Below are 10,947 nucleotides of genomic sequence, written 5' to 3' on the forward strand. Positions count from 1 at the left end.
AGCGAGTCGGAATACGACACGTTCGGCACCGCGCACTCGAGCACGTCGATCTCGGCGGCGCTCGGCATGGCGATCGGCAGCCAGCTGAACGGCGACGACCGCTTCTCGATCGCGGTGATCGGCGACGGCGCGATGACGGCCGGCATGGCGTTCGAGGCGATGAACAACGCGGGCGTGTCGGAAGATGCGAAGCTGCTCGTGATCCTCAACGACAACGACATGTCGATCTCGCCGCCGGTCGGCGCGCTGAATCGCCATCTCGCCCGCCTGATGTCGGGCCGCTTCTATGCGGCTGCGCGCGCGGGCGTCGAGCGCGTGCTGAGCGTGGCGCCGCCGGTGCTCGAACTCGCGCGCAAGCTCGAGGAGCATGCGAAGGGCATGGTCGTGCCGGCCACGCTGTTCGAGGAGTTCGGCTTCAACTACATCGGCCCGATCGATGGTCACGATCTCGATTCGCTGATCCCGACGCTGCAGAACATCCGCGAACTGCGCGGCCCGCAGTTCCTGCACGTGGTGACGAAGAAAGGCCAGGGCTACAAGCTCGCCGAAGCCGATCCGGTGCTCTATCACGGCCCCGGCAAGTTCAACCCGGCCGAAGGCATCAAGCCGTCGACGACGCCCGCGAAGAAGACTTACACGCAGGTGTTCGGCGAGTGGCTGTGCGACGAAGCCGAGCGCGATACGCGCGTGGTCGGCATCACGCCCGCGATGCGCGAAGGTTCGGGCATGGTCGAGTTCGAGAAGCGCTTCAAGGATCGCTACTACGACGTGGGCATCGCCGAGCAGCACGCGGTGACGTTCGCGGGCGGTCTCGCGACCGAGGGGCTGAAGCCCGTCGTCGCGATCTACTCGACGTTCCTGCAACGTGCGTACGACCAGTTGATCCACGACGTCGCGCTGCAGAACCTGCCGGTCGTGTTCGCGATCGATCGCGCGGGCCTCGTCGGCGCGGACGGCGCGACGCATGCGGGCGCATACGATCTCGCGTTCATGCGCTGCATCCCGAACATGACGATCATGGCCGCGTCCGACGAGAACGAATGCCGCCAGATGCTGCACACGGCGCTGCAGCAGCCGAACCCGACTGCGGTGCGTTATCCGCGCGGCGCGGGCACGGGCGTGGCGACGGTGAAGGAATTCACCGAGATCCCGCTCGGCAAGGGTGAAGTGCGTCGCCGCACGTCGCAGCCGGAAGGCAAGCGCGTCGCGATCCTCGCGTTCGGCACGATGGTTGCACCGTCGCTCGCCGCTGCCGAGGAACTCGATGCAACGGTCGCGAACATGCGCTTCGTGAAGCCGGTCGATGCGGCGCTCGTGCGCGAGCTGGCCGAAACGCACGACTACCTCGTCACGGTCGAGGAAGGCTGCGTGATGGGTGGCGCGGGCTCGGCCTGCGTGGAAGCCCTGATGGAGAGTGGGGTTATCCGACCCGTACTACAATTGGGCCTCCCTGACCAGTTCGTCGACCACGGCGACCACGCGAAGCTGCTGGCGCAATGCGGCCTCGACGGCGCGGGCATCGCGAAGTCGATTCGCGAACGCTTCCTGAGCCCGGCGGCCGATGTCGCCGGCCACGCGAAGCGCGTCGCATAAGCTGGCGCCGCCTGCGGGCGGCGTCGGTGCGACTGGCGCAACCGGTCTTCATTGATGCGGAAAACATGGGCCTGCGGGCCCATGTTGCTTTTCCGGCTGCCGCATGATGCGGCGTGCGCGTCGTCGAACGCGCGGCTTACAAGGATTGAACAAGATGAACCAGATGAATCCCGCCTTCGTGATGCCCGACGTGCAGAGCACGGTGGATACCCGTCAGATCCCGATTCAGCGCGTGGGCGTGAAGGCGGTCCGGCATCCGTTGACGGTGTGTACCGAAAGCGGCGACGTGCAACCGACCGTCGGTGTCTGGAATCTCGACGTCCGTCTGCCGGCCGATCAGAAGGGCACGCACATGTCGCGCTTCGTCGCGCTGCTCGAGGAGAACCGCGCGCCGCTGACGGTCGAGCGCTTCCGCGCGATGCTCGCGTCGATGCTCGTGAAGCTCGAAGCCGAGGCCGGCCGCATCGAAGTCACGTTCCCGTATTTCGTGAACAAGACCGCGCCGGTGTCCGGCGTGCAGAGCCTGCTCGACTATGAAGTGACGCTCGCCGGCGAAAGCCGCAACGGCGACACGCGCCTGTTCCTGAAGGTGCTCGTGCCGGTGACGAGCCTGTGCCCGTGCTCGAAGAAGATCTCGCAGTACGGCGCGCACAACCAGCGCTCGCACGTGACGATCGATGCCGAGCTGGCCGCCGATCTGCCGGTCGAGGCGCTGATCCGCATCGCGGAAGAAGAGGCGTCGTGCGAACTGTGGGGGCTGTTGAAGCGTCCGGACGAGAAGTTCGTCACCGAGCGCGCATACGAGAACCCGAAGTTCGTCGAGGATCTGGTGCGCGACGTCGCACAACGTCTTGATGCGGACGAGCGGGTGGTTGCTTACGTGCTCGAAGCCGAGAACTTCGAATCGATCCACAATCACAGCGCGTATGCGTTGATCGAACGCGACAAGCGGCAGGCTGCATAACGCCGCGACTGCGGCATTTTGTCCTGCCAATGAGAAAAGCCGCTCGAACGAGCGGCTTTTTCGTTTTCCGGCGGGCAGTGTCGTGCGGCGCGATTCAGCCCGCGAGCGACGCGAGATCCCAGCGCGGCTTCACCGTGAACGCGTAGTCGGCATTCGCCTGTTCCGGCCAGCGGCCGAGCCGCAGCGCGCCCGCGAGGGCGATCATCGCGCCGTTGTCGGTGCAGAGCGCGAGATCGGGGTAGTGCACGTCGAAGCCGCGCTTGGCCGCGGCCGCCGACAGTGCCGCGCGCAACTGGCGGTTCGCGCCGACGCCGCCCGCGACCACGAGGCGCTTGAGCTTCGTCTTCTTCAGCGCTGCGAGCGACTTCGCGACGAGTACGTCGACGGCCGCATCGACGAAGCCGCGTGCCAGGTCGGCCTTCGCGCGTTCGAGGGCTTCGCCGTCGAGCTTCGCCGCCTCGAATTTCTTCATCTGCGTAAGCACGGCCGTCTTCAGGCCGCTGAAGCTGAAGTCGAGATCGCCCGAATGCAGCATCGGGCGCGGCAGCACGACCGCGCCCGGCGTGCCCGTTTCGGCCAGCTTCGATACTTCGGGGCCGCCCGGGTAACCGAGGCCGATCAGTTTCGCCGTCTTGTCGAACGCTTCGCCGGCCGCGTCGTCGAGCGTTTCGCCGAGCGTCTCGTACACGCCGACGTCGGTCACGCGCATCAGTTGCGTGTGGCCGCCGGAAACCAGCAGCGCGACGAACGGGAACGGCGGCGGCTCGTCGACCAGCAACGGCGACAGCAGGTGGCCTTCGAGGTGATGGATGCCGACGGTCGGCTTGTTCCACGCGAGCGCGAGTGCATTCGCGATGCTCGCGCCGACCAGCAGCGCGCCGGCGAGGCCGGGGCCCTGCGTGAACGCGATCGCGTCGATGTCGTCGCGGCGCGTGCCGCTTTGCGCCATCACTTCCTCGAGCAGCGGCAGCGCGCGGCGGATATGGTCGCGCGATGCGAGCTCGGGTACGACGCCGCCGTAGTCGCGATGCATCGCGATCTGCGAATGGAGCGCGTGCGCGAGCAGGCCGCGCTGCGTGTCGTAGAGCGCGAGGCCGGTTTCGTCGCAGGAGCTTTCGATGCCGAGAACGAGCATGGGTGCGGGCGGGGCACGCCGTTTCGGGCGCGCCGCAGGTAGGTCAACGTAACCCGAAATTATAGCAGGCGGGGGCTCACGGCCCCTGCGGGCGGCCCGAGCCCGAGGCCGGGCGGGTACAATCCGCGCCATGGAAACTTATGACATCGCCGTGATCGGCGCGGGCGCCGCCGGCATGATGAGCGCCGCGGTCGCCGGCCAGCTCGGCCGCCGCGTCGTGCTGATCGATCACGCACCGCGGCTCGCCGAGAAAATCCGCATCTCGGGCGGCGGCCGCTGCAACTTCACGAACCTGTACGCCGGGCCCGACAACTACCTGTCGTCGAATCCGCATTTCGCGCGCTCGGCGCTCGCGCGCTATACGCCGCGCGACTTTCTCGGACTGCTCAAGCGCCATCACGTGACCTGGCACGAAAAGCACAAGGGCCAGCTCTTTTGCGACCACGGCAGCGACGCGATCATCGACGTGCTGAAGCACGAGTGCGACGCGGGCGGCATCGCGTGGCGCCGGCCCGTCGTCGTCGACGCGGTGCGCCATGCGCCGTCCGACGGCTTCACGCTCGACACGCAGCAGGCCGGCCCGATCGGGGCGCGCGCATTGATCGTCGCGACCGGCGGGCTGTCGATTCCGAAGATCGGTGCGACCGATTTCGGCTACCGGCTCGCGAAGCAGTTCGGCCACAAGCTCGTCGATACGCGGCCCGCGCTCGTGCCGCTGACGTTCGCGCCGCAGGACTGGGCGCCGTTCGCGCCGCTGTCCGGCGTATCGCTCGAGGTGCGCGTATCGACCGGCGACAAGAAGCGCGGCGGCGAATTCGTCGAGGACCTGCTGCTGACCCATCGCGGGCTGTCCGGTCCAGGCATCCTGCAGATCTCGAGCTACTGGCAGCCCGGCGACCCGATCCGCGTCGACCTGCTGCCGCAGCGCGACACGGTGGCCGATCTGCTCGACGCGAAACGCACGTCGAAGCGCCAGATCGGCTCACTGCTCGCCGACTGGGTGCCGTCGCGCCTCGCGCATGCGTGGCTCGACACGCATCGCGTCGCGGCCGACGCGCGGCTCGCGGATCTGCCCGACAAGACGCTGCGCCAGATCGGTGACGCGCTGTCCGGCTGGACGCTGACGCCGAACGGCACCGAAGGCTACAAGAAGGCCGAGGTGACGAAGGGCGGGGTCGATACGCGCGAGCTGTCGTCGGCGACGATGATGAGCGCGCGCGTGCCGGGGCTGTTCTTCGTCGGCGAGGCGGTGGACGTGACGGGCTGGCTCGGCGGCTACAACTTCCAGTGGGCATGGGCGTCCGGCACGGCGGCCGGGCAGGCCGCGGCCGAGTATGCGCGAGGCGCCTGACGCGCCGGCCGGCGCCGTTCCGGCGGGTTGGGGTCCGTGCCTTTGAACAATCGCTCTGCTATACTCAGTAATCTTTCCTTGCAAACCTTTATTCGTGTCGGATCATGACGATCATTCGCGTTAAAGAGAACGAGCCGTTCGAAGTTGCAATGCGTCGCTTCAAGCGCACGATCGAGAAGAACGGTCTGCTGACCGAGCTTCGTGCGCGCGAGTTTTACGAGAAGCCGACCGCAGAACGCAAGCGTAAGAAGGCCGCTGCGGTGAAGCGTCATTACAAGCGGATTCGCAGCCAGACGCTGCCGAAGAAGCTGTACTGAACGATTGGGCGCCGCGCGGTTCGCTGAGCGGCGCACCGGGGACTCCGTGCGATCGAATGCGATCGCGCAGCCGATCAGGCGGCGAGTCGCCGATGCCGGATTCGAGCAACCCGCTTGAGACACTGTCCCAAGCGGGTTTTTGTGTTGACGCCCATTCGCGGGCGTCGGATTCACGTTTCCATCCCGGGTGAAAGATGAGTTTGAAAGAGCAGATCAGCGAAGACATGAAGGCCGCGATGCGCGCGAAGGAAAGCGAGCGCCTGGCAACGATTCGCCTGCTGATGGCCGCGATCAAGCAGCGCGAAGTCGACGATCGGGTCACGCTCGACGACGCGGGCATCACGGCCGTGATCGACAAGATGATCAAGCAGCGCAAGGATTCGATCAGCCAGTTCCAGGCCGCCGGTCGCGACGATCTGGTCGCGAAGGAGCAAGCCGAGCTGACCGTGCTGGGCGGCTACATGCCCGCGCAACTGTCGGACGCCGAAGTGGCGGCCGAGGTGCAGGCGGCCGTCGCGCAAACCGGCGCGGCCGGCCCGCAGGACATGGGCAAGGTGATGGGCGTGCTGAAGGGCAAGCTCGCCGGCCGTGCCGACATGACGGCCGTTTCCGCGCAAGTCAAGGCCGCGCTCACGAAGTAAAAACCCGTTCCCGGCGCGCCCAGCGATGCGTGCGCCGGGCGTCGTATTGTCTTTTTTCGCTCGATCCCACGGTGATTCCGCATTCGTTCCTGCAGGATTTGCTGAACCGCGTCGATATCGTCGACGTGGTGGGCCGGTACGTGCAGCTCAAGAAGGGCGGCGCCAACTTCATGGGGCTGTGCCCGTTCCATAACGAGAAGAGCCCGTCGTTTACCGTGAGCCCGACCAAGCAGTTCTATCACTGCTTCGGTTGCGGCGCGCACGGCACCGCGATCGGCTTCCTGATGGAGCATGCGGGGCTCACGTTCCCCGAAGCCGTGCAGGAACTCGCGCAATCCGTCGGGCTGACCGTGCCGCACGAACCGTCGATGCGCGGCGGCGGTGGGGGCGGAGGCGGTGGCGGCGACTATCCGGCGCCCGTGTCGAAATCGGTGGCGACCGCGCTGTCCGATGCGATGACGGCGGCCTGCGACTACTACCGCAAGCAGTTGCGCGGCGCGACCGTCGCGATCCAGTACCTGAAGAACCGGGGCCTGACCGGCGAGATCGCCGCACGCTTCGGTCTTGGCTATGCGCCGGACGGCTGGCAGAACCTCGAGGCCGCGTTCCCGGACTATCGCGACGAGTCGCTCGTCGAGGCGGGGCTCGTGATCGTCAGCGAGAAAACCGACGCCCAGGGCGTCGCGCGCCGCTACGACCGGTTCCGCGAGCGGATCATGTTCCCGATCCGCAACGTGAAGGGGCAGGTGATCGGTTTCGGCGGCCGCGTGCTCGGCAGCGGCGAACCGAAGTACCTGAATTCGCCTGAAACGCCGTTGTTCAACAAGGGCAGCGAGCTGTACGGGCTGTTCGAGGCGCGGCTCGCGATTCGCGAGCGCAAGTACGTGCTGGTCGTCGAAGGCTACATGGACGTCGTCGCGCTCGCGCAGCTCGGGTTTCCGAACGCGGTCGCGACGCTCGGCACCGCATGCACGCCGATTCACGTGCAGAAGCTGCTGCGCCAGACCGACACGGTCATTTTCAGTTTCGACGGCGATTCGGCCGGGCGGCGCGCGGCCCGGCGCGCGCTCGAGGCCTGCCTGCCGCATGCGGGCGACAACCGCACGATCCGGTTCCTTTTTCTGCCGACCGAGCACGATCCGGACAGCTACGTGCGCGAATTCGGCGCGGAGGCGTTCTCCGAGCAGGTCGAACGCGCGATGCCGCTGTCGCAATTTCTGTTGAACGAAGCGATTGCCGGCAAGGCGCTCGATCAGCCGGAAGGCCGCGCGAAGGCGCTCTTCGATGCGAAGCCGCTGTTGCAGGCGCTGCCCGCGAACGCGTTGCGCGCGCAGATCATGCACATGTTCGCCGACCGTCTCGACATCCCGTTCGAAGAGGTCGCGGCGCTGTCGGACGTCGATACGCGCATCGCGACGCCGCCGCGCCAGGCGCCCGCGCGCAGCGAGCGGCGCCGCGTGACGGACAGCGAAAAGCGCGCGTTGCGTACGCTGGTGATGCATCCGCGCATCGCATCGCAGCTTGACGACGAACAGATTGCGACCCTGCGCGCGCTGCCGCGCATCGGCGAGCTGTTCGCGGAAGTCGTCGATCATGCGCGCGCGCTGGGCGACGGCGCGGAGTTCCGGCTGCTGTCGGATGTCCTCAGGACGTCCTCGAACGGGGCGACTTACGAGGAAATCTTCCGCGAAATTCTGGACTATGATGAAAACGTCCGCGATTTGCTGTTACAGAATCCGGAAGACGAGACGGTGCCCGAGCGGCAGCGTGAGCAGGAGAGGATCGCGGGGGAGGAGCTGCAGGCAGCGGTGCTCAAGATGCGCTATGACGCCTGCTGCGACCGGCTGGACAGGCTGGCGCGGCAATCCACCTTCACCCCCGAGGAACTGGCCGAATTGACGGAATTGAACCAGCAGCGAACCGACATGAAGCGTCGGCTCGGGCTGTAGGCGGCTGGGGCGCTTAGAGAGGGCTCCCCAGCGTGCTATAATATAAGGTTTCCAGCGGTTTGTTTTCCAAGCAGAGGCGAGAATCGCGATGGCAAAGACGACAGGCGGAAAGAAAGCAACAGGCAAGGGCTCGACGGAGCCGACCAAGAAGGTCACAGCGGCCAAGTCTGCTTCTTCCACCAGGACAACGTCTTCAGCCACGTCAGCCCCTGCAGGAAAGAAAACCGCGGCCGGCACTGCTCAGGCTGCGCCGGCGCCGGCAGCCAGAACACGGGCTGCCGCCAGACCCGACTCCGGGCCGGCCAAGCCGGCGGCGAAGCGGGCAAGTGCGAAAAGCGCAAGGGACACGACTGCCGACGCGGACGAAACGGCAGTACGTACTACTCATGCACCCACGGTTCAACCGGCTGTCGTCCAGCAGCCGCGAGTCGATATAGCCGGTACGGCGAACTCCATGACCAAAAAGCTGAACGAAGTATCCGTCGAAGACGACGCAAATCAGAGCGACGAGCAGCCCGCAGCCGCGGCTGCACCGGGCAAGTCCAAGGTGCGCGATCGTCGCGCCAAGGAAAAGGCGCTGCTGAAGGAAGCGTTCGCGACGAGCACGCCGGGCACGGCCGAGGAGCTCGAAGAGCGCCGCGTGAAACTGCGCGCGCTGATCAAGCTCGGCAAGGAGCGCGGCTTCCTCACGTACGCCGAAATCAACGACCACCTGCCGGACAACTTCACCGAGACGGAAGCCCTCGAGGGCATCATCGGCACGTTCAACGACATGGGCGTGGCGGTTTACGAGCAGGCGCCGGACGCGGAAACGCTGCTCCTGAACGACAACGCGCCCGCCGCGTCGTCGGACGATGAAGTCGAGGAGGAAGCGGAAGTCGCGCTGTCCACCGTCGATTCGGAATTCGGCCGCACGACCGATCCGGTCCGGATGTACATGCGCGAGATGGGCACGGTCGAGCTGCTCACGCGCGAAGGCGAAATCGAGATCGCGAAGCGGATCGAGGACGGCCTGCGCCACATGGTGATGGCCATCTCCGCGTGCCCGACGACGATCGCCGACATCCTCGCGATGGCCGAACGCGTCGCGAACGAAGAGATCCGCGTCGACGAGCTCGTCGACGGCCTGCTCGATCCGAATGCTTCGGACTCCGCCGATACGGACGGCTTCTCCGCGAAGGAAGCGGAAGCCATCGAGAACGAGGACGAGGAAGCCGAAGAGGAAGAGGAAGAAGAGGAAGAGGAGGAAGACGACGGTGCCGCGCAGGCATCGGCGAACGCCGCCCAGCTCGAAGCCCTCAAGCGCGCATCGCTCGAGAAGTTCTCGCAGATCAGCGAGTGGTTCGACAAGATGCGCCGCGCGTTCGAGAAGGAAGGCTACAAGTCGAAGGCCTACCTGAAGGCGCAGGAAACGATCCAGAGCGAACTGATGACGATCCGCTTCACCGCGCGTACCGTCGAACGCCTGTGCGACACGCTGCGCGCGCAGGTGGACGAAGTGCGTCAGGTCGAGCGTCAGATCCTGCACATCGTCGTCGACAAGTGCGGCATGCCGCGCTCGGAATTCATCGCGCGCTTCCCGGGCAGCGAGACGGATCTCGACTGGGCCGAGAAGATCACCGCGGAAGGCCATCCGTACAGCGCGGTGCTGTCGCGTAACGTCCCGGCGATCCGCGAACAGCAGCAGCGCCTGCTCGACCTGCAGGCGCGCGTCGTGCTGCCGCTGAAGGACCTGAAGGAAACCAACCGCCAGATGGCGGCCGGCGAACTGAAGGCGCGTCAGGCGAAGCGCGAAATGACCGAGGCCAACCTGCGTCTCGTGATCTCGATCGCGAAGAAGTACACGAACCGCGGCCTGCAGTTCCTCGACCTGATCCAGGAAGGCAACATCGGCCTGATGAAGGCGGTGGACAAGTTCGAATACCGTCGCGGCTACAAGTTCTCGACCTATGCGACGTGGTGGATCCGTCAGGCCATCACGCGTTCGATCGCCGACCAGGCGCGCACGATCCGTATTCCGGTTCACATGATCGAAACGATCAACAAGATGAACCGCATCTCGCGGCAGATCCTGCAGGAAACCGGTCTCGAGCCGGACCCGGCAACGCTCGCCGAGAAGATGGAGATGCCGGAAGACAAGATCCGCAAGATCATGAAGATCGCGAAGGAGCCGATCTCGATGGAAACGCCGATCGGTGACGACGACGATTCCCATCTCGGCGACTTCATCGAGGACACCAACACGGTCGCGCCGGCGGATGCCGCGCTGCATGCCAGCATGCGCGACGTCGTGAAGGACGTGCTCGATTCGCTGACGCCGCGCGAGGCGAAGGTGCTGCGGATGCGTTTCGGTATCGAGATGAGCACCGATCACACGCTCGAGGAAGTCGGCAAGCAGTTCGACGTCACGCGCGAGCGGATCCGTCAGATCGAGGCCAAGGCGCTGCGCAAGCTGCGTCACCCGAGCCGTTCCGACAAGCTGAAGTCGTTCCTCGAAGGGAACTGATTTCCAGCGTCTCTCTTACGAACGCCGCCGGTATCCGCATGATGCCGGTGGCGTTCGTTCCCTCTGTCGTCTTTGTTGTTACAATGCCGGCCCGGCTTCGTTGCCGGGGGGGCGTGTAGCACGCTTTGCTTCTCGTCTGGGCCCCTAGCTCATGCTTGGTTAGAGCAGCGAACTCATAATTCGTTGGTGCCGGGTTCGACTCCCGGGGGGCCCACCAGATTTCATGCCGCGCCGCGCAGTATCGCGGCATGCCGAAAACCCGCGATCGCGTCATGCGTCGCGGGTTTTTCTTTGGGCGGCCGCGCGGTGCAATCAGGAAAACAACGAGGGGCTGCCGCGCCGATGGCAATCGAAGTATGCTGTGGCGCGGCCGGCCACGGCGCGATACGCGCGCACGTCAGGACCGCCGATCAATGCCGCCTCCATTCGGCGGCCAGAACAAACGGATTTCACCCGGGAGCGGGGACGGCGATCATGATCAGGCTGCGTTC

8 protein-coding genes and 1 tRNA gene are annotated in these 10,947 nt (G+C 65.7%); 8 read left to right on the plus strand and 1 reads right to left on the minus strand.

Annotated elements, in window-relative coordinates:
• Positions 1–1,593: 1-deoxy-D-xylulose-5-phosphate synthase (gene dxs, locus JMF90_RS09130; protein WP_201325058.1), on the plus strand; the 1,593-nt coding region annotated here is incomplete at its 5' end.
• A gap of 154 nt (positions 1,594–1,747) precedes the next feature.
• Complete coding sequence (gene folE2 / locus JMF90_RS09135) at positions 1,748–2,557, plus strand: GTP cyclohydrolase FolE2 (RefSeq protein ID WP_011548148.1); 810 nt, start codon at positions 1,748–1,750, stop codon at positions 2,555–2,557.
• Between the two features lie 94 nt (positions 2,558–2,651).
• On the opposite strand, the gene tsaD is transcribed toward folE2, so the two are convergent.
• Positions 2,652–3,692, minus strand: a complete 1,041-nt coding sequence (gene tsaD / locus JMF90_RS09140; RefSeq protein WP_011548147.1) for a tRNA (adenosine(37)-N6)-threonylcarbamoyltransferase complex transferase subunit TsaD — start codon at positions 3,690–3,692, stop codon at positions 2,652–2,654.
• A gap of 130 nt (positions 3,693–3,822) precedes the next feature.
• On the opposite strand from tsaD, the gene JMF90_RS09145 reads away from it, so the two are divergent.
• From JMF90_RS09145 to JMF90_RS09170, 6 genes are all read left to right on the plus strand, one after another.
• On the plus strand, positions 3,823–5,043 hold the full coding sequence (locus tag JMF90_RS09145) for an NAD(P)/FAD-dependent oxidoreductase (RefSeq protein ID WP_006479417.1): 1,221 nt from the start codon (positions 3,823–3,825) through the stop codon (positions 5,041–5,043).
• 104 nt (positions 5,044–5,147) lie between these two features.
• Positions 5,148–5,360: a 30S ribosomal protein S21 gene (rpsU, locus tag JMF90_RS09150; RefSeq protein ID WP_006479415.1), complete on the plus strand. Its 213-nt coding sequence runs from the start codon at positions 5,148–5,150 to the stop codon at positions 5,358–5,360.
• Between the two features lie 194 nt (positions 5,361–5,554).
• Positions 5,555–6,001, plus strand: coding sequence for a GatB/YqeY domain-containing protein (locus JMF90_RS09155; protein ID WP_006479409.1), 447 nt, complete (start codon positions 5,555–5,557; stop codon positions 5,999–6,001).
• A gap of 71 nt (positions 6,002–6,072) precedes the next feature.
• Positions 6,073–7,950, plus strand: coding sequence for a DNA primase (gene dnaG, locus JMF90_RS09160; RefSeq protein ID WP_011694686.1), 1,878 nt, complete (start codon positions 6,073–6,075; stop codon positions 7,948–7,950).
• Between the two features lie 88 nt (positions 7,951–8,038).
• Complete coding sequence (gene rpoD, locus JMF90_RS09165; protein WP_011694687.1) at positions 8,039–10,456, plus strand: RNA polymerase sigma factor RpoD; 2,418 nt, start codon at positions 8,039–8,041, stop codon at positions 10,454–10,456.
• A gap of 138 nt (positions 10,457–10,594) precedes the next feature.
• Positions 10,595–10,673, plus strand: a tRNA-Ile gene (locus JMF90_RS09170).
• The last annotated feature ends 274 nt before the right edge of the window (positions 10,674–10,947 follow it).

It is taken from the genome of Burkholderia sp. E168m23 (assembly GCF_016586125.1).
GTDB lineage: Bacteria > Pseudomonadota > Gammaproteobacteria > Burkholderiales > Burkholderiaceae > Burkholderia > Burkholderia orbicola.

Coding starts and splice junctions, on each gene's coding strand:
- folE2 (WP_011548148.1), top strand. CDS start 1,748: ATGAACCAGATGAATCCCGCCTTCGTGATGCCCGACGTGCAGAGCACG.
- tsaD (WP_011548147.1), bottom strand. CDS start 3,692: ATGCTCGTTCTCGGCATCGAAAGCTCCTGCGACGAAACCGGCCTCGCG.
- JMF90_RS09145 (WP_006479417.1), top strand. CDS start 3,823: ATGGAAACTTATGACATCGCCGTGATCGGCGCGGGCGCCGCCGGCATG.
- rpsU (WP_006479415.1), top strand. CDS start 5,148: ATGACGATCATTCGCGTTAAAGAGAACGAGCCGTTCGAAGTTGCAATG.
- JMF90_RS09155 (WP_006479409.1), top strand. CDS start 5,555: ATGAGTTTGAAAGAGCAGATCAGCGAAGACATGAAGGCCGCGATGCGC.
- rpoD (WP_011694687.1), top strand. CDS start 8,039: ATGGCAAAGACGACAGGCGGAAAGAAAGCAACAGGCAAGGGCTCGACG.